This is a genomic window from Sphaerisporangium sp. NPDC051017, assembly GCF_040683095.1.
Lineage (GTDB): Bacteria > Actinomycetota > Actinomycetes > Streptosporangiales > Streptosporangiaceae > Sphaerisporangium.
This window is the reverse complement of record NZ_JBFBCI010000005.1, coordinates 157,366-175,674: the sequence shown is the minus strand read 5'-3', so window position 1 is coordinate 175,674 and position 18,309 is coordinate 157,366. Positions and strand designations below refer to the sequence as shown.

Genomic DNA, 18,309 nt, shown 5'->3' with positions numbered 1-18,309 from the left:
TTGCGACATATCTTGAGAGCGTCTCACTGCACGACGTATGCAGTTCAATGATAGAACAGCGCTCGCTTCTGCTGAACACTGTTCTGCCCCCTGGTGGGCGGCCGGAGGAACCGCAATGACATCGATCGAAATCCCCCTGAAACAGTCGCCGACCGTGGCGACGCCCTATCGGTGGCGCTGGGCGGCGCTCTTCGTGATCCTCGCCGCCGAGATCATGGACCTGCTGGACGCGATGGTCACCAACATCGCCTCTCCCGCGATCCGCGCCGAACTCGGCGGCAGCGCCGCCGTCATCCAGTGGCTCGGCGCCGGCTACACCTTGTCGATGGCCGTGGGCCTCATCACGGGCGGCCGGTTGGGCGACATCTTCGGGCGTAAGAGGATGTTCGTCATCGGAGCCGTGGGCTTCACCGTGGGCTCGCTGCTGTGCGCCGTCGCACAGGGGCCCGAGGTGCTGATCGCCGCCCGCGTGGTCCAGGGCCTGTTCGGCTCGGTCATGCTGCCGCAGGGCCTCGGCATGATCAGGGAGATGTTCCCGCCCGCCGAGACGCAGAAGGCGTTCGGCCTGTTCGGGCCGATCATGGGCCTGTCCACCGTGGCCGGCCCCATCCTGGCCGGATGGCTCGTGGACGCGGACTTCTTCGGCACCGGCTGGCGCATGATCTTCCTGATCAACCTGCCCCTCGGCCTCGCCGCCGTCCTCGCCGGAATGCGGTTCCTGCCCGAGTCGCGATCCCCGCACCCGCTGAAGCTCGACGTCCCCGGCGCCGTCCTCGTCTCGGTGGCCGGCTTCCTGATCATCTTCCCGCTGGTCCAGGGCCGCGAGCACGACTGGCCGCTCTGGTCCTTCCTGATGATCGCCGCCGCCGTGCTGGTCTTCGTGGGCTTCGGCTGGTTCGAGGGGCGCAAGAGCGCCAAGGGCGGCGACCCGCTCGTCGTCCCCAGCCTGTTCCGCAAGCGCGCGTTCACCGGAGGCCTGGTCACCGGCCTGGTCTTCTTCTCCGGCATGGTCGGCTTCTCGCTGGTATTCAACCTGTACGTGCAGATCGGACTCGGCTACTCGCCGCTGAAGGCCGGCCTGTCGATGGTGCCGTGGTCGATCGGCATGGTCATCGGCTTCGGCTTCGCCCAGCCCCTGCAGAAGTACGGGCGCAAGCTGCTGCACGGCGGCACGCTGCTCATGGCGGCCGGCGTGCTGGCCGTCATCCTCACGCTGAACCTCGCCGGCATCGGCGTGAACCCCTGGCAGCTCAGCCCCGCCCTGCTCGTGACCGGCACCGGTATGGGCCTGCTCATGGCGCCCTTCTTCGACATCGTGCTCGCCGGTGTCGAGCCCCACGAGAACGGCTCGGCCTCGGGCACCCTGACCGCGGTCCAGCAGCTCGGCAGCGCCTTCGGCGTGGCGCTGCTCGGCACGCTGTTCTTCGGCATGCTCGGCACGAGCGTCGCCTCGGCCGCCGATGACGTCACGCCCAAGCTGCGCGCCGAACTGGCCGCCGTCCAGGTCACCGGCCCGGCGCAGGACCGCGTCGTCGAGGGCCTGCGCGCCTGCGGCCACGACCGCGCGGTCGCCAAGGACTCCGAGGCGGTGCCCGCGTCCTGTGCCCGGCTGGAGGCCGACGCCCGCGCCGCCGTCACCTCGCCGCAGGCGGGCGCCGCCGTCCAGAAGGCGCTCGCGTCCGCCGGGGCCGAGGCGGGCAAGACCGGTTTCAGTGAGGTGATGAAGACGATCCTCTGGGTCGTGGACGGCATGCTGGCGCTGACGTTCCTCGTCGCCTTCCTGCTGCCCAAGCACGCCCGCGAGGGCGAGGCCGCCGGGCACTGACCGGGGCGAACGCCCGTGGCGCCGGACACGGGGGCCGTCACGGGGCCACCGAGGGGGTCCTCCTACGCGGAGGGCCCCCTCATCGTCGTCACCACCTCGGCGGTGTACCGGCCGACGCCGAGGGCCAGCGCCTCCTCCAGGTCGGACGGCGTGTCGACGTCGCGCCGCACCGAGGGGACGCCGTCGGGCGTCAGCTCCTTGGCTCCGCTCCCGAGGTGCCTGGCCCGGGACACGCCGCCGAAGCGCGGCCGGAACGGCACGCCGGGCCGCACGCCGTAGAACGTCGTGCCGATCTCGGCGGCGTCGGGCAGGAACGCCTGGTCGAAGTCGGTGGCGCAGCCGAGCACGACGCTCAGCTCCGCGGGCCGCAGCGCCGGCAGGTCGGCCTGGAGCGCGCCGACCGGCCCCCCGGGCGCCAGCCGCACGGCCTCGGCGCCGCCGGCCCGCAGCGCCGCGTTGAGCCCGGCCTCCGGGTCGGGGACGACGTGCGCGCCGATCGCGGCCAGGGCCTCGGCGGGCACCGGGTCGCCGGTGACGACGATGACGCGGGCGACGTCCGGGCAGGCCAGCGCGGCCGACACCGTGTCGCAGGCGATGGCCACGGCGAGCGCCGCGCGGTGGGGCCCCGCGTGCGCCGCCAGGCGTGTCTTGGCGGCGATCAGAGTCTTCACCGGGACCACGATGGTCCAGTGAGGTTTCGTGCCGTGTCCGCCACGTCCGCTGTCGTGACTGTGCCGACCGTCTGCCGAACCGTCTGCCGTACGCATAGCCTTAGCATCCCGCCTCGACATCTCGTGGAGCCAACCGGGAGACTGATGGCGCACAGGCATGACTGGAGGAGTCAATTGAGCCGCCCCGGACGCCCGCCCATCTTCTGGGAAGCACTCGTCACGGTGATCGTCAAGTCGGTGTTGCTGCTCTTCACGAAAAGGGACTGGCGCGGCCGCGCCAACGTGCCACGCACCGGCGGCGTGATCATCGCGGCGAACCACCTGTCGTGGACGGACCCGCTGCTGCTCGCCCACTTCACCTACAACAACGGCCGCTGGCCCGTCTACCTGGCCAAATCCGGGGTCTTCGACATCCCGCTGATCGGCAAGGTCGTGCGCGCCTGCAGGCAGATCCCGGTGTTCCGGGGCAGCACCGACGCCGCGCGCTCGCTGAAGCACGCCGAGGAGGCCCTCAAGGAGGGCTCGTGCGTGATCTTCTACCCCGAGGGGACGATCACCCGCGATCCCGACTACTGGCCGATGGCGTTCAAGACCGGCGTGGCGCGGCTGGCGCTGGCCACCGGCGCGCCGGTGATCCCCGTCGCGCACTGGGGCGCCCAGGAACTGCTGCCGTACGGCCAGAAGAAGCCGCGGCTGTTCCCCCGCAAGACCTTCCGCGTGATCGCCGGCCCGCCGGTCGACCTGTCGAAGTACCAGGGTCTGCCGATGCGCGGCCAGGTGCTGAAGGACGCGACCGCCGACATCATGGCCGACGTCGTCGGCCTGCTCTCCGACCTGCGCGGCGAGAAGGCACCGGACACTCCCTTCGACGAGTCCGAGAGCCGCGCCGGGTGACGCCGTCCGCCGGGGCGCCGGGCTGGGCGTACGGTGAGTAGATGACCAAGGCCGTCGTTTTCGGAACAGGCTCGTGGGGGACGACCTTCGCGATGATCTTGGCGGAGGCCGGCACCTCCACGACGCTCTGGGGACGGCGCGCCGAGGTGGTGGAGGCCATCGCCCGCAGGCACGAGAACCCCGAGTACCTGCCCGGGGTCGCCCTGCCCTCGTCGCTGCGCGCCACCACCGACCCCGCCGAGGCGATGGAGGGGGCCGACTTCGTCGTCCTCGCCGTCCCCTCGCAGACCCTGCGCGGCAACCTCGCCGCCTGGAGCCCGCACATCCCGGACCACTCCGTGCTCGTGAGCCTGATGAAGGGCATCGAGCTGCGCACGTCCAAGCGCATGAGCGAGGTGATCTGCGAGGTGGCGGGCGTGCCCGAGGAGCGGGTCGCGGTCGTGTCGGGGCCGAACCTGGTCGGCGAGCTGATCCGCCGCGAGCCGGCCGCCGCCGTGGTCGCCGGTGTGGACGAGAAGGTCACCGCGCGGCTCCAGGAGGCCTGCCACCTGCCGTGGTTCCGCGCCTACACCAACGCCGACGTCGTCGGGGTGGAGCTCGGCGGCGCGGTCAAGAACGTCATCGCGCTCGCCGTGGGCGTGGCGGCGGGCATGGGCCTCGGCGACAACGTCAAGGCCATGCTGATGACGCGCGGCCTCGCCGAGATCGCCCGGCTGGGCGCGGTGCTCGGGGCCGATCAGCACACCTTCGCCGGGCTCGCCGGCATGGGGGACCTCGTCGCGACCTGCACGTCCCCATTGTCGAGAAACCGCACCTTCGGGGAGAATCTGGGCAGGGGCATGACCCTCGCCGAGACCATCGCCGCCACCAGGCAGACGGCGGAGGGGGTCAAGTCCTGCGAGTCGGTTCTCGACCTGGCCAGGAAGCACGACGTCGAGATGCCCATCACGGAGGTGGTGGTCGGCGTCGTCCACGACGGAATGACCCCCAGCGAGGCCGCGATGCTGCTCATGTCGCGGACTCCCAAGCCGGAACGGTACGGCGTGTGACCCCTTCCCGACGCATGCGCAGGAGACTCGGCGAGAACACCCGCGCGATCCACCTGCCCCCCGCGCCCGCCCCCCGCCAACTCCCGATCGGGCTGCCCGTGTGGCGCAGCGCGTCCTGGAGCTTCGAGAACTCGGCCGAGTACGCCGACGTGCTGGGCGAGCGGGCGCCCGGCTTCGCCTACAGCAGGATCGACAACCCCACGGTGGCCGCGTTCGCCTCGGGCGTGGCTTCGCTGGAGGGCGCGGCGGCGCCCGAGGAGGTCGCCGGGCAGGCGTTCGCGTCGGGCATGGCGGCCGTGAACGCCGTGCTGCTGGCCTTCCTGCGCTCCGGTTCCCACGTCGTCGCCCCCGCGCCGGTGTACGGCGGCACGTACTCGCTGCTGACGAACGTGCTGGCGCGTTTCGGCGTCTCGGTGGACTTCGTGGACTACTCCGACCTGCGCCGCGTGCACGCCGCCGTGAAGACCAGCACCAAGATCATATACGCCGAGACGCTGACCAACCCGACGATGGCCGTCGCCGACATCCGGGGCCTCTACCGCATCGCCCGGGACGCGGGCGCGCTGCTGGTGGTCGACTCGACGCTGGCCACGCCCGTGGTCTGCCGTCCCCTGGAGCACGGCGCCGACCTGGTGCTCCACTCCGCGACCAAGTACCTGGGCGGGCACGACGACTGCACGGGCGGGGCCGTGGTGGGCCGTCCCGACCTGATCGGCAAAGTCCGTGAGGTCCGTATCGACACCGGGTCCACCTTGTCCCCGGACGAGGCGTTCCTGCTGCGCCGCAGCCTGGAGACGCTGCCGCTGCGCGTGCGCCGCATGTGCGCGACCGCGATGGTCTTCGCCGCGGCCGTGGCCAAGCACCCGGCCGTCCGCCGCGTGGACTACCCCGGCCTGCCCTCCCATCCCGGCCACCAGCTCGCCCGCCAGCTCTTCGACGCGGGCCCCGAGGGCACGCGGTTCGGCGCGTCGGTCACGGTCACCCCGCACGGCGGGTACGAGGCGGGGGTCATGCTGGCGGACACGCTCCGGCTCGCGCTCATCGCGACCTCCGTCGGCGGCACGCGGACCAAGGTGGCCCACGTCGCCTCCACCACCCGCGGCAGGCTTGACGAGGCCGGGCTCACCGCGTCCGGGGTGGACGCGGGCGCCGTGCGCTTCTCCGTCGGCCTCGAGGACGCCGAGGACCTGATCGCGGACGTCACCGACGCCCTCGACGCGCTGCGCTCGAACGCCGCCACGCGTACCTGACAAGCGGTGACGACAGGGGCGCAAGGTAGATTCGGGAATCATGAACCACCAGCAGCCATCCCGGCCGCGCGTGCGCGTGGCGGTCGTCTTCGGCGGTCGCAACTCCGAGCACGCGGTGTCCCTCATGGGCGCCGGCAGCGTCCTCGACGCCATCGACCGGTCCAAGTACGACGTCGTGCCCATCGGCATCGCCCCGGACGGCCGGTGGGTGCTGGCCTCGGAGGACCAGAGCTTCGCGATCGAGGGCGGCGAACTGCCCTCGGTCGACGGCGGCGGCACGGCCCTCGCGCTGCCGTCGGGCACCGGGCAGCTCGTGACGCTCGACCCGGGACGGATCCCGGGCTCGCTCGGCGAGGTCGACGTCGTCTTCCCGATGCTGCACGGCGCGTACGGTGAGGACGGCACCATCCAGGGCCTGCTGGAGATGGCCGGCGTCCGCTACGTCGGCTCGGGCGTGCTGGCGAGCGCGGTCGGCATGGACAAGGCGTACATGAAGACGCTGCTGGCCGCCGCCGGGCTCCCCGTCGGGCCGTACGTCGTGGTGCGCGACCGCGACTGGCGGCTGGACCGCGACCGCGTCCTCAAGGACGTCGAGGACCTCGGCTGGCCGGTGTTCGTCAAGCCGTCCCGCGCCGGGTCCAGCCAGGGCATCTCGCGGGCCGGGGACGCCGGCGAGCTGGAGCGGGCGGTCGAGTACGCGCGCGAGCACGACCCGAAGGTGCTGGTGGAGGCCGCGATCGTCGGGCGCGAGATCGAGTGCGCCGTCCTGGAGTCCCTGGGGGACGAGCCGCCCGCCGCGAGCCTGCCCGGCGAGGTGCTGGTCAACGAGAACCACGAGTTCTTCGATTTCTCGGCGAAGTACATCGGGTCGGACATGTCGCTCGCGGTGCCCGCCGACATCCCGGCGGCGGCGAGCGAGGAGCTGCGGCAGATGGCCGTCCGGGCCTTCGAGGCGCTCGGCTGCGAGGGGCTGTCCCGCGTCGACTTCTTCTACACCCCGGACGGGCGGCTGATCGTCAACGAGATCAACACGATGCCCGGGTTCACGGCGGTGTCTGTGGCCCCGCAGTTGTGGGCGGCCTCCGGCGTGTCGTACCCCGAGCTGGTCGACCGGCTGATCCGGCTGGCGCTCGACCGGCCCGCGGGCCTGCGGTGACGCTCGGATGGCCGGCTCACCGGCGGCTCCTCGGGCTGGGTGGGCGCAGGTGGGCGCGGCGGTCGGCTCAGGTGGGTGGTGAGCCCGTGCCGGCGGGCGGGAAGGCCGTCTTGACCGGGGAGGCCAGGTCGAGCAGCACCACCGCCGCCTGGTGCGCCCGGGAGATCGTCACCTCGACGTAGCCGCGGGGGGAGATGGCGGTGAACAGCGACGGCCTGACCGGGTCGGCGAACCACGGCACGCCGTCGATCTCGGGGATCTGCTGCATCGGGTCCATCGCGGCGGGCCGCGGGACGCCGCAGCGGAGCGCGATCTCCCCCGAGCCCCACACCGCGACGTACGGCGAGGCGGGCTCGGACGGGACGCGCTCCGCGCCGTCCAGAGTGGAGGGGAGGCCTTTCACCATGGCGGCGCAGGCCACGGCCGTCTCCCCCTCGGGAGCCGGAGGGTCGACCCGGACGGCTCCACCGCACCCCGCCAGCAGCCCCGTCAGCAGCAGAGCCAGGGCCGCGACGGCGGCGACGGCTCGTACCACGGTCACCCCCGGATGAAGTCGCTCAGATATGGACGATCGGACAGGTAAGAGTACGCGTGATTCCCTCGACCGCCTGAATCTGGGCGACCACGAGCTTGCCGAGCTCGTCCACGTTCTTGGCCTCGGCGCGGACGATCACATCGTACGGGCCGGTGACGTCCTCCGCCTGGGTCACACCCTGGATGACCTTGATCGCCCCCGCGACCTCGGCGGCCTTGCCAACTTCTGTCTGGATAAGGATGTAAGCGTGCACCATCACGTCCTCCCGGCGGGGGCGAAGCTCGCTGCTGTCTATCGTGTCAATGCCGTATCTAGATCAGTGCCGACTCGCCACCGTACATGGAACACACCTGGAGGTGTGCTATCACAGTCGCAGATCTTGGCGAATTCGGGATCATTGCACGTATTGTCGGACGCTTGCCTCAATTTCCGGCGGTATTGCTCGGTCCCGGCGATGACGCCGCGGTCGTTCGTGCTCCCGATGGGCGGATGGTCGTGACGACGGATCTCCTACTCGAGGGTAGGCACTTCCGCCGCGATTGGTCCAGCCCGTACGACGTCGGCAGGAAGGCGGCGGCGCAGAACCTCGCCGACGTCGCCGCGATGGGCGCCGCCCCGACCGCCCTGGTCGTGGGCCTCGGCCTGCCCGGAGACCTGCCGACGGAGTGGCTCGACGGCCTGACCGACGGGTTCAGGGACGAGTGCGCGCCCATCGGCGTGAGCGTCGCCGGGGGCGACATCGTCCGCTCCGAGCAGGTCGTGCTCGCCGTGACCGCCCTCGGCGACCTGGGCGGACGCCCGCCCGTCACCCGGTCGGGCGCGCAGCCGAGGCAGGTGCTCGCCGTGGCCGGGCGGCTCGGGCGCGCGGCGGCGGGCCTGGCGCTGTTCCTCGCGGGCCGCGCGGGGACCTCCGAGCGGTTCGCCGAACTGGAGGACGCGCACCGGCGCCCCAGCCCGCCGTACGCCTGCGGTCCCGCCGCCGCCGCGCTCGGCGCCACCGCGATGCTGGACGTCAGCGACGGGTTGTTGCAGGACGTCGGCCATATCGCGGAGGCGAGCGGCGTGTGCGTCGAGATCGACCCGGACGCCTTCCCCCTGGACGAGCCGCTGGCCGCGGCCGCGGCCGAGCTGGGGGAGGACCCACTGCGGTGGATCCTCACGGGTGGCGAAGATCACGCGCTCGCGGCGGTCTTCCCCGCCGAGGTGCCGCTGCCCGCGGAGTGGCGCGTCGTCGGAAGGATCGCCGAGGGGAAAGGCGTGCAGGTCAGGGGCCATGAGGAGGCGTACGGAGGGTGGGACCACTTCCGGTCGTGACGGGCCGCTCCCCGGGGCGTGTGACCGCAGGCGAGAGCCACGAATATCGTGAATATTGTGACATAGAAGTGTTAAAGGTGTTATGAAGTGGGGCGCTGCTATTTTTCGAGGAAGGCGCTTCATGGGACGCGGACGCCGAGGCCGGGGGGCCGGTGATGGGTGGGACGAGCACGATGATTCGGGCTGGGACGACGAGCGCGGCACCCAGGAGTGGCTGAACGACCCCGCCCTTCCCGCGGACCCCGCGCCGCCCGCGTCGTCCGCCGAGCCGGCCGCCGCTCCCTGGCCGCGCGCCTGGGAGCGCCCATCGCCGGTCACCGATCCCACGGGCTCACAGTTTCCGCCACCTGACACCGGCCCCTTCCCTCACACGGGCCAGTTCCAGGCCGTGGGGTCCTTCCCCGAGCCCACGGACGCGTTCCCGCACACGGGTCAGATGCGGGCGGTCGGGTCCTTCCCCGAGGCGGGCGAGGCGTTTCCCCACACGGGCCAGTTCCAGGCCGTGGGGTCCTTCCCCGAGCCCACGGACGCGTTCCCGCACACGGGTCAGATGCGGGCGGTCGGGTCCTTCCCCGAGGCGGGCGAGGCGTTTCCCCACACGGGCCAGTTCCAGGCCGTGGGGTCCTTCCCCGAGCCCACGGACGCGTTCCCGCACACGGGTCAGATGCAGGCGGTCGGGTCCTTCCCCGAATCGGGCGAGGCCTTTCCCCACACGGGGCAGATGCGGGCCGTGGGCACCTACCCTGAGGCGGGGGAGGCGTTCCCGCACACCGGGCAGATGAGGGCCGTCGGGCCGTTCCCCGAGGCCGGTGAGACGCGGACGGAGCCGTCCGCCGACACCGGCACGTACCCGCACACGGGCACGATCCTGCGGGTCGGCCGCGCCCCCGAGGACGAGCCGGGGCGTCGCGGCGCCGAGCCCGGCCGGCGGCGCGCGAGGCGGGCGGACCGCCACACCGGCACCGAGGAGCGAAAGGGAGGCCGGGGACGCACCGTCGCCGTCCTGTCCGCAGTCGCCGTCGTGATGGCCGTCACCGCCACCGTCATCGGCGTGAAGCTCTCGTCCAGCCAGATCAACATGACCACCACCCCGGGGTGCCCCCAGGGCCGGACCTGCGCGTCCGTGGCCCAGGCCGACCCCACGCCCGGCGGCGGGACCGGCGAGGAAGACGCGGCTTCGGCCGATCCGTCCGCCACGGACTCGGCCCCGCCCGACGAGACGGCGTCCCCGGAGGACTCGGCGGACCCGACGGCGACGCAGGACACGCGGCGGCGCGCCACCCCCTCCGCGCGCCCCACCCCCCGGCACACCCGCGCGACCCCGGCCCCGAAGCCCAGTGCGACGAACCGGAACACCCCCGAGTCCGACCCCAGCCCCAAGCAGAACATGAACGGAGGCCCGGAGAACCCCCAGGCGCACGACCCCGACCCCGTGAGCTCCGCCGAGCCGTCCATCACCGCGCAGCCCACGCAGCCCCAGCAGTCGCCCCAGGCGAGCCCGATGTCCGACGGCGGCAGGCAGACGGCACCCGGCCGCGTCGCCGTCGACTTCGGCGTCGACGACCTCAGCGACACCGGCTACACCGGCAGGCTCTCGGTCGTCAACACCGGCCCGGCGCTGGACGGCTGGACGCTGCGGGTGCCCGTCGGCGGGGTCGTCACCGCCGCGCGGGGCGTCACCTGGGAGCAGGACGGCGCCACGCTGGTGCTCACCTCGGCCGTTCGGCTGGGCGTGAACGAGTCCACCGTCGTCTCCTTCACCGCCGACGGCGACGCGACCCTCCCCGCCAGTTGCGGGCTCGCCGAGGGCAAGTGCCAGATCAGCCTGGACGCGAGCACCGCGCGGATCCGGCGGGACACCGGCCGCTGAGCCCGGCGGCGGTCCCGGGACGTGCCGCCGCCGCGCGCCTGGTTTGATGGACGCGTGACTCCTCCCCGTGTGCTGACGATCGCAGGGTCCGACTCCGGCGGAGGCGCGGGCATCCAGGCCGATCTGAAGACGATGCTCGCGCTCGGCGTCCACGGCATGAGCGTGATCGCCGCCGTGACCGCCCAGAACTCCGTCGGCGTCCAGGGCTACTGGGAACTGCCGCCCGAGGCCGTGCGGGCCCAGCTCGACTCCGTGCTCGGCGACATCGGCGCCCAGGCCGTCAAGACGGGCATGCTGGCGTCCCCGCGGCTCGTCACGGTGGTCTCCGAGGTGCTGGCCGGCGTGGACGCGCCCGTCGTCGTCGACCCCGTGGGCGTCTCCAAGCACGGCGACCCGCTCCTCGACCCCGAGGCGGTGGACGTCGTCAAGGACCGCCTGTTGCCCGTCGCCACCGTCGTCACCCCCAACCTGTGGGAGGTCGAGCAGCTCACCTCGGTGAAGGTCGAGGACGAGGACGGCCTGCGCCCCGCCGCCGAGGCCGTGCTGGCGCTCGGGCCCGCGTGGGTGCTGATCAAGGGCGGCCACCTGCCGGGCCCGCCGGTCGACCTGCTCACCGACGGCACGCGCGAGTTCCGGTTCCGCGCCGAGCGGCACGACAACCGGCACACCCACGGCACCGGCTGCACGCTGGCCTCGGCCATCGCCTCCCACCTCGCGCTCGGCGAGGACGTCCCCGGGGCGGTGGGCAAGGCCAAGCAGTACGTCACCGGGGCGATCGCGCACGGGTTCCCGCTGGGCGCGGGCATCGGCCCCGTCGACCACGCCTGGCGCTGGCGCCGGGAACGGGCCGCCGGCTCCTAGAGCAGGCGGGCGATCGGGTCGTCGGCCAGGCGGCGCAGCATCGTCGCGGTCCTGGCCGCCTGCGAGGCGTCCGCGTCGGGACGCGAGCCGGACCCCGACTCCACGGCCTCGGCGAGCGCGTTCAGCTCGTGCGGCGGCAGCAGGGTGCGGGCCATGCTGTGCAGGCGCAGCCGCACCTTTCGGCCGCTCAGCGGGTCCTCGGCCATCAGGTGGGGGACTCGGCGCCCGGTGGGGATGTTCCCCTCGCCGTGCGGGTTCCTGACGTACTCCGGCTCGGAGTCGATCCACACCCGGGACTTCGCGAGGTCGGCCCTGCGCGTGCCCAGCAGGCCCCGGACCTCCAGGACGGTGCCGTTGAGGATCGCCTGCCGCCGGTACGTGCCGAGCACCATGGTCACCAGGCAGCCGACGATCAGCGCGGCGGCCACGAGGAACAGTCCCTTGATCGCCGTCGAGGGGAATCCGCTCCCGTCGGGGTCGAACGGCGACCCCGTGAACCCGTCGGCGGCGAAGCCGGGCTCGGTCGTTCTGAGAGCGAGGGCCGCGACGCCGGCGATGCCGCCGAGCACGCCGAGGAAGATCAGCCCGATGACCGACACGGTGACCTTCTGGCCTGTGGAGGCGTTCACGCTCAGGCGAATGGGCGGATTCAGCACGAGAGAGAAGCTACCCATCCCGTCCCGCGCCACGCCCTGAGGCGGCCGTGAACGACGACGGCCCGCCGCCTGCGAGAGGACGACGGGCCGAGCGGAAAGCCAGGGTCAGCGGGTGACCTTACCGGCCTTGATGCAGGAGGTGCACACGTTCAGCCGCTTCGGCGTGCTGCCCACCATGGCGCGCACACGCTGGATGTTGGGGTTCCAGCGGCGGCGGGTGCGGCGGTGCGAGTGCGAGATGTTGTTGCCGAAGATCGGCCCCTTGCCGCAGACGTCGCAGACGGAAGCCACGGTCATCGCTCCTTAGATCAGTCGATAGGCCCGAAACCGAGGTAGAAGCGGTGGTCGGGCACGCCGGGACAACCGGCTAGCTACACGAGGGTATCCGATGCCACCACCGGCACGCGAAACGAGGGAAGCGGCGAACGGGGATAATCTCGTACCACCAACCGTAGCGCATCCCCGCCATCCCCGCGCCCCACAACCCGGCCAGAGCAACCCCCAAGACCCGCCACCCCACCCGCCCTTCCGTCCCGTCCCTCCGCGCCGCTTCGACGACGACGTGGTCGCGATGACCGACGCCGCCGGGCACACCCGCCACGGGCACGTCTGGGTGGCCGTGGAGATGGCCGTCCACGAGGGCGGCCAGGGCGGCTATCCGCTGCTCATCGGAGTCCAGTGACCGGCCACGGACCACGTGGCGCCGGACGGCCGTTCTTGTCGGCCCGGGGCGGTAGAACTGGTTGACGTGACGCGTTTCGACGAGCCGCTCATCAAGGCGCTTGACCCCAAGACGGCCAAGCCCCTAGAAAGCTCGCTCAACATCACCACGGTCGGCGATCTGCTGCGCCACTACCCCCGGCGGTACGCCGAGCGGGGCGAGCTGACCACGCTCGACGCCCTCGAGGTGGACGAGCACGTCACCGTGGTGGGCGAGGTCTCCCGCCTGATGCGCAAGCCCATGCGCAACCGCTCCGGCACGTGGCTGGAGGTCGAGGTCGTCGACGGCAGGCGCAACAAGATCTATCTGTCCTTCTTCGGCAGGGTCTCGCACGTCGTCGAGGGCAGGCTGCAGCCGGGCACCCGCGCGATGTTCTCCGGCAAGGTCGGGCGCTTCGGGCGCGGCGACACCGGCAAGTGGCAGCTCAACCATCCCGAGTTCGAGCCGTTCGAAGAGACCGAGGCCTCCGCCGCCGAGTTCGCCGCCGCGCCGGTGCCCATCTACCCGGCCGCGGGCGGCATCTCGTCCTGGGTGATCCGCCGCGCGATCGGCGTCGTGCTCGACACGCTCGGCCCCCTGCCCGACCCACTGCCCTCCGAGGTCCGCGCCCGCCACCGCCTGGCCGGCCTCGCCGACGCGCTGGAGGCCGTCCACCGGCCGCGCGACCAGCAGGACGTGACGCGGGCCCGCAAGCGGCTCAAGTTCGACGAGGCGTTCACCCTGCAGGCCGTGCTCGCGCGGCGGCGGCTGGCGGCGGCCGCGTGGCCCGCCACCCCGAGGCCCCGCCGCGACGACGGCCTGCTCGCCGACTTCGACGGGCGCCTCCCGTTCAAGCTCACCGATGGCCAGGTCGAGGTGGGCGACCAGATCGCCGCCGAGCTCGCGCGCGCCCACCCCATGCACCGCCTGCTCCAGGGCGAGGTCGGTGCGGGCAAGACCGTCGTGGCCCTGCGCGCGATGCTCCAGGTCGTCGACGCCGGCGGGCAGGCCGTGCTGCTCGCCCCCACCGAAGTGCTCGCCCAGCAGCACCACCGGTCGATCACCCGCATGCTCGGCGACCTCGCCACCGGCGGCATGTTCGGCGGCACGGCCGTCACCCTGCTCACCGGGTCGATGGGCGCGGCCGGGCGGCGCGTGGCGCTGCTGGACGCCGCCTCCGGAGCGGCCGGCATCATCGTCGGCACCCACGCCCTGCTCCAGGAGCACGTCCAGTTCGCCGACCTCGGCCTGGTCGTCGTCGACGAGCAGCACCGCTTCGGCGTCGAGCAGCGTGACGCGCTGCGCGAGAAGGCCGGGGGAGGGCGTCCCCACGTGCTGGTCATGACCGCCACCCCGATCCCGCGTACGGTCGCCATGACGGTGTTCGGCGATCTGGAGGTCTCGACCCTCAGCCAGCTCCCCGCCGGGCGCGCGCCGATCACCACCCACGTCGTGCCCGCCGCCGACAAGCCTCACTACCTCGACCGCACGTGGGGCCGCATCCGCGAGGAGGTCGGCCTCGGGCGGCAGGCGTACATCGTGTGTCCCCGCATCGGCGACCTGGAAGGCGACGAGGGAGACCTCGACGGCGACTTCGGCGGCGACGAGCGCGGGGGCGACGAGCGGCGGCCGCCCCTCGCGGTCATGGAGGTCGCCCCCATGCTCGCCGGCGGCCCGCTGGCCGGGCTCCGCGTCGAGGCCCTGCACGGGCGGCTGGCCCCCGAAGAGAAGGACGCGATCATGCGCGCGTTCACGCGGGGCGAGATCGACGTGCTGGTGGCCACCACCGTGATCGAGGTCGGCGTCGACGTCCCGAACTCCTCGGTCATGGTCATCATGGATGCCGACCGGTTCGGCGTCTCCCAGCTCCACCAGCTCCGCGGCCGTGTCGGCCGGGGCGGGCTGCCCGGTCTGTGCCTGCTCGTCACCGACTTCCCGCCGGACACCCCCGCGCGCGGCCGGCTCGAGGCGGTGGCCGCCACCCTCGACGGCTTCGAGCTCTCCCGCGTCGACCTGGAACAGCGCCGCGAGGGCGACGTGCTCGGCGCGGCCCAGTCCGGCCGCCGGTCCTCCCTGAAGATGCTCCAGCTCCTGCGCGACGAAGAGATCATCAGATCCGCCCGCGAGGAGGCCACCGCCCTGCTCGCCGCCGACCCGACACTCGAAGCCCACGAACCGCTCAAGACCGAGCTGGACCGCCTCCTCACCGACACCCGCTCCGACTACCTCGAAAAGACCTGAGGCCCTCCTCGCCTGAGGAGGGCGCGGTGATCATCGGCGCGGGACGGCCCGGAGCCGGCCGTCCTGTGCTGATACGCACGTCCTCGCGGTCGAGGACGGATTTCGCGGGCTTGGTGGGCAGGGCCGGGGGCCCGAAACGGGACGGGCCGGGGCCCCGAAACGAAAAATGACCCAGGGCCCAGCCTTGGGACGGCCTCCCCCCGAATGCCGTCCCCGGCTGGGCCCACCCTCGGGTCAGGTGCCGAGGGCACCGGCGCGCGGAAGGGCTCACGATCACGCCGGTCGGCCTTCCCCTGGGTCACCATGAAGGCCGCAGAACTCATCATGTGGGCTCGGGGGGCCCGGGGGAACGACCCTTGCGCATTCGTCGCCGACACTTGGCCACTCTTGACCTGAGGACTCGCCGCACGCGTGGGGCGGAGAGAATGGGCAGGTGACCCGAGTCATCGCAGGGACCGCCGGTGGGCGGCGCATCTCCGTCCCGCCGGGGCGTGGCACGCGGCCGACCAGCGACCGCGCCCGGGAGGGCCTGTTCTCGACCGTAGGCTCGCTGCTGGGCCCGCTGGACGGCGCGCGGGTGCTCGACCTGTACGCCGGGTCGGGCGCGGTCGGCCTGGAGGCGCTGTCGCGTGGGGCGGCGCACGCGCTGCTGGTGGAGAACGACACCAAGGCGATCCGGACGATCCGGGCGAACATCGCGGAGCTGGGCATGGCCGGGGCCGTGGTGACGGGTGACAAGGTGGAGCGGGTGGTGGCCGGCGCGTGCCCGGAGCCGTACGACTTCGTGTTCGCCGACCCTCCGTACGCGGTCACCGACGAGGCCGTCCAGGAGGTTCTCGAGCGGCTGCGCGACAACGGATGGCTCGCCGAGGACGCCCTGGTCGCGGTGGAGCGCGAGTCACGCGGGAAGGATCTGATCTGGCCTTCGGGGTTCGAAGAGGAGAGGGTCCGTCGATATGGTGAAGCGTCCGTTTGGTACGGTCGCGCCGCCGGGAACCAGTGAAACTGGGGGGTAAGCCTTGCGTCGTGTCGTCTGCCCGGGGTCCTTCGATCCCGTCACCAACGGCCATCTCGACATCATCGGCCGGACGTCCCGGCTCTACGACGAGGTCGTCGTCGCGGTGCTGATCAACGTCGAGAAGAAGAGCCTGTTCACCGTCGACGAGCGTATCCAGACGCTGGAGGCGGTCACCCGCGAGTACGGCAACGTGCGGGTGGAGAAGTTCCACGGGCTGCTGGTCGACTTCTGCAAGCAGCAGGGCATCCCGACGATCGTGAAGGGGCTGCGCGCGGTCAGCGACTTCGACTACGAGTTGCAGATGGCCCAGCTCAACTACCGGATGTCGGGTGTCGAGACGTTGTTCATGTCGACCAATCCGGAATACTCGTTCCTGTCGTCGAGCAGGCTGAAGGAGATCGCCCGCTATGGCGGGGACATCTCCGGGCTCGTGCCCGAGCTCGTTCGCAAGATGCTCGTCGAGCGGCTACGCGGCTGAGTCCTGGTATCCTTTCTAATCGGCCTTGTACGACGGCGGGGATTCGCCATGCCTCAAGAGAGCAGGAAGACGCTGCATAGCCTCGACCCCCGAGCCCCTTGGGTGATTTCCACTCACGATCTGGGGCGACGACCGGGATCTATGCGTGAGATCTCCCGTGCGCTCCCGGCACCGGCGAACCTTTCCGTCGGCATGATCGGCGTCCTCAAGGGCGCCGAGATCGAGCTGCGCATGCGGCTCGAGGCGGTGATGGAAGGCGTGCTCGTGACGGGCACGGCGACGGCTCCGCTCAGCGGAGAATGCTCGCGCTGTCTGGATCCCCTGAACTCGGAGATCGAGGTCGGGTTCCAGGAGCTCTTCTTCTACTCCGCGGAGGACGCCGCCGAGGACGACCTGCTCCTCGACGGCGAGCTTCTCGACCTGGAACCGACGTTCCGCGACGCGGTGGTGCTCGCACTGCCGCTGAGCCCGGTGTGCGGTGAAGACTGCCCCGGGTTGTGCGTGGAGTGCGGGGCCAAGCTGGCCGAGGCCGGCCTTGACCACGGGCATGAGAAGGTCGACGCCCGCTGGGCGGCGCTGCGGAGTTTGCAAAGTCAGAACGGAAACGACCAGAAAGACCAGGAGGGTTGACGTGGCCGTCCCCAAGCGGAAGATGTCGCGCAGCAACACCCGCGCCCGCCGCGCGCAGTGGAAGACCGCCGCGCCCGCGCTCGTGAGCTGTAACCAGTGCCGGTCGCCGAAGCTGCAGCACGTCGTCTGCCCGACCTGCGGCACCTACAACCGCCGTCAGGTCATCGAACCGTCGGCCTGATCACGCCCCTGCGGTGGCCGGTGATGCGGCCGGATGCGACGTCATCCGGCCCATGACCGTCCGCCGTGAAGGCGTGCGGTGGCGGTTCGCCCGCGGCCGTGGTGGGCGCCGGGGTTGCCGCAATCTCCCGGCGTCCACCACGTTTTCGGGCACTTCCCGCGTTATCCGCCATCGCGACCAAGGTCGTGACGTGCTGCGTGACGGCCGGAGAAACCGTCCGAGGAGGAGACGTGGCCGCAGGTGGTAAGCCGGTCGCCGTAGAGATCGCGAGGGACGAGCTGTTCAACGTCCTCGCCGTCCGGCTGGATGATTCCCTTTTGGAGCGGGCGCTGACGCACCGCTCGTACGCCTACGAGAACGGTGGCCTGCCCACCAACGAGCGCCTGGAATTCCTGGGCGACTCCGTGCTGGGCCTGGTGGTCACCGACACGCTGTTCCGGGGTCACCCCGACCTGCCCGAGGGGCAGCTCGCCAAGCTGCGGGCCGCGGTGGTCAACATGCGCGCGCTCGCCGACGTCGCCCGCACGCTGGACCTCGGTCGCTTCATGCGCCTCGGCCGGGGCGAGGAGGGCACGGGCGGCCGGGACAAGTCCTCGATCCTCGCCGACACCCTGGAGGCGCTGATCGGCGCCGTGTACGTCGACAAGGGCCTGGACGAGGCGTTCCGCGTGGTCCACCTGCTGTTCGACCCGCTGATCGTCCGCTCGGCGTCGCTCGGCGCGGGCCTGGACTGGAAGACCTCGCTGCAGGAGCTGACGGCCTCCGAGATGCTCGGCGTCCCCGAGTACCACGTGGACGAGAGCGGTCCCGACCACGCCAAGTCGTTCACCGCGGTCGTCCGGGTGGGCGGCCAGGAGTACGGCTCGGGCGCCGGCCGCAGCAAGAAGGAAGCCGAGCAGCAGGCCGCCGAGGCCGCGTGGACGGCGATCCGCGCGCGCAGCGAGGCCCGCGAGAAGCTGGAGAAGGCGGCTAGCTAGATC

Annotated in this window: 19 protein-coding genes; 14 read left to right on the top strand and 5 right to left on the bottom strand. The window is 71.8% G+C overall.

All coding sequences use genetic code 11. From position 1 onward, the window contains the following. Positions 1 to 115 precede the first annotated feature (115 nt). Complete coding sequence (locus AB0M95_RS07230) at positions 116 to 1,825, top strand: MFS transporter (RefSeq protein WP_363760697.1); 1,710 nt, start codon at positions 116 to 118, stop codon at positions 1,823 to 1,825. A 62-nt stretch (positions 1,826 to 1,887) separates the two neighbouring features. On the opposite strand, the gene cofC is transcribed toward AB0M95_RS07230, so the two are convergent. Next, the gene (cofC, locus tag AB0M95_RS07225) at positions 1,888 to 2,508 is read right to left on the bottom strand and encodes a 2-phospho-L-lactate guanylyltransferase (RefSeq protein ID WP_363760824.1); all 621 of its coding nucleotides are present in this window, start codon (positions 2,506 to 2,508) and stop codon (positions 1,888 to 1,890) included. A gap of 162 nt (positions 2,509 to 2,670) precedes the next feature. Between cofC and AB0M95_RS07220 the strand changes: the two genes are divergently transcribed. Genes AB0M95_RS07220 through AB0M95_RS07205 form a run of 4 tightly spaced genes read left to right on the top strand, consistent with a single transcriptional unit; the run spans position 2,671 to position 6,845 of the window. Beyond that, the gene (locus AB0M95_RS07220) at positions 2,671 to 3,390 is read left to right on the top strand and encodes a lysophospholipid acyltransferase family protein (protein ID WP_358511915.1); all 720 of its coding nucleotides are present in this window, start codon (positions 2,671 to 2,673) and stop codon (positions 3,388 to 3,390) included. Between the two features lie 41 nt (positions 3,391 to 3,431). Continuing rightward, complete coding sequence (locus AB0M95_RS07215) at positions 3,432 to 4,439, top strand: NAD(P)H-dependent glycerol-3-phosphate dehydrogenase (RefSeq protein ID WP_363760694.1); 1,008 nt, start codon at positions 3,432 to 3,434, stop codon at positions 4,437 to 4,439. A gap of 14 nt (positions 4,440 to 4,453) precedes the next feature. Continuing rightward, entirely contained in the window at positions 4,454 to 5,689 is a 1,236-nt protein-coding gene (locus AB0M95_RS07210; protein WP_363760821.1) for an aminotransferase class I/II-fold pyridoxal phosphate-dependent enzyme, read from the top strand. A gap of 40 nt (positions 5,690 to 5,729) precedes the next feature. Then, complete coding sequence (locus tag AB0M95_RS07205) at positions 5,730 to 6,845, top strand: D-alanine--D-alanine ligase family protein (protein ID WP_358511921.1); 1,116 nt, start codon at positions 5,730 to 5,732, stop codon at positions 6,843 to 6,845. Between the two features lie 67 nt (positions 6,846 to 6,912). Here AB0M95_RS07205 and AB0M95_RS07200 read toward each other — a convergent pair whose 3' ends face one another. Both AB0M95_RS07200 and AB0M95_RS07195 read right to left on the bottom strand, forming a co-directional pair. Next, positions 6,913 to 7,386: a DUF3515 family protein gene (locus AB0M95_RS07200; protein WP_358511923.1), complete on the bottom strand. Its 474-nt coding sequence runs from the start codon at positions 7,384 to 7,386 to the stop codon at positions 6,913 to 6,915. Between the two features lie 16 nt (positions 7,387 to 7,402). Next, a complete protein-coding gene (locus AB0M95_RS07195; protein WP_363760689.1) occupies positions 7,403 to 7,636 on the bottom strand; it encodes an Lrp/AsnC ligand binding domain-containing protein in 234 nt (77 codons plus the stop codon). 83 nt (positions 7,637 to 7,719) lie between these two features. On the opposite strand from AB0M95_RS07195, the gene AB0M95_RS07190 reads away from it, so the two are divergent. The 3 genes from AB0M95_RS07190 to thiD all read left to right on the top strand — a co-directional run bounded on the left by AB0M95_RS07190 (position 7,720) and on the right by thiD (position 11,425). Next, the gene (locus AB0M95_RS07190) at positions 7,720 to 8,694 is read left to right on the top strand and encodes a thiamine-phosphate kinase (protein WP_363760686.1); all 975 of its coding nucleotides are present in this window, start codon (positions 7,720 to 7,722) and stop codon (positions 8,692 to 8,694) included. A 121-nt stretch (positions 8,695 to 8,815) separates the two neighbouring features. Then, positions 8,816 to 10,564 (top strand): hypothetical protein, encoded by a 1,749-nt coding sequence (locus AB0M95_RS07185; protein WP_363760683.1) that lies wholly within the window; start codon positions 8,816 to 8,818, stop codon positions 10,562 to 10,564. A 54-nt stretch (positions 10,565 to 10,618) separates the two neighbouring features. Then, entirely contained in the window at positions 10,619 to 11,425 is an 807-nt protein-coding gene (gene thiD / locus AB0M95_RS07180) for a bifunctional hydroxymethylpyrimidine kinase/phosphomethylpyrimidine kinase (protein WP_358511933.1), read from the top strand. Here the strand turns inward: thiD and AB0M95_RS07175 are convergent. Then, positions 11,422 to 12,081: a hypothetical protein gene (locus tag AB0M95_RS07175; protein WP_363760680.1), complete on the bottom strand. Its 660-nt coding sequence runs from the start codon at positions 12,079 to 12,081 to the stop codon at positions 11,422 to 11,424. The two genes, thiD and AB0M95_RS07175, sit on opposite strands and share 4 nt — an antisense overlap. Before the next feature lie 105 nt (positions 12,082 to 12,186). Continuing rightward, on the bottom strand, positions 12,187 to 12,372 hold the full coding sequence (gene rpmB, locus AB0M95_RS07170) for a 50S ribosomal protein L28 (protein ID WP_114028028.1): 186 nt from the start codon (positions 12,370 to 12,372) through the stop codon (positions 12,187 to 12,189). Positions 12,373 to 12,829: 457 nt separating this feature from the next. On the opposite strand from rpmB, the gene recG reads away from it, so the two are divergent. From recG to rnc, 6 genes are all read left to right on the top strand, one after another. Further along, positions 12,830 to 15,022, top strand: coding sequence for an ATP-dependent DNA helicase RecG (gene recG, locus AB0M95_RS07165; RefSeq protein ID WP_363760677.1), 2,193 nt, complete (start codon positions 12,830 to 12,832; stop codon positions 15,020 to 15,022). A 433-nt stretch (positions 15,023 to 15,455) separates the two neighbouring features. After that, positions 15,456 to 16,025, top strand: a complete 570-nt coding sequence (gene rsmD, locus AB0M95_RS07160) for a 16S rRNA (guanine(966)-N(2))-methyltransferase RsmD (protein WP_363760674.1) — start codon at positions 15,456 to 15,458, stop codon at positions 16,023 to 16,025. Between the two features lie 16 nt (positions 16,026 to 16,041). Then, on the top strand, positions 16,042 to 16,518 hold the full coding sequence (gene coaD / locus AB0M95_RS07155) for a pantetheine-phosphate adenylyltransferase (RefSeq protein ID WP_358511945.1): 477 nt from the start codon (positions 16,042 to 16,044) through the stop codon (positions 16,516 to 16,518). 48 nt (positions 16,519 to 16,566) lie between these two features. Next, complete coding sequence (locus AB0M95_RS07150; protein ID WP_363760671.1) at positions 16,567 to 17,148, top strand: DUF177 domain-containing protein; 582 nt, start codon at positions 16,567 to 16,569, stop codon at positions 17,146 to 17,148. Position 17,149: 1 nt separating this feature from the next. Continuing rightward, on the top strand, positions 17,150 to 17,329 hold the full coding sequence (gene rpmF, locus AB0M95_RS07145) for a 50S ribosomal protein L32 (protein ID WP_358511951.1): 180 nt from the start codon (positions 17,150 to 17,152) through the stop codon (positions 17,327 to 17,329). A gap of 263 nt (positions 17,330 to 17,592) precedes the next feature. Next, entirely contained in the window at positions 17,593 to 18,306 is a 714-nt protein-coding gene (gene rnc, locus AB0M95_RS07140) for a ribonuclease III (RefSeq protein WP_358513019.1), read from the top strand. The last annotated feature ends 3 nt before the right edge of the window (positions 18,307 to 18,309 follow it).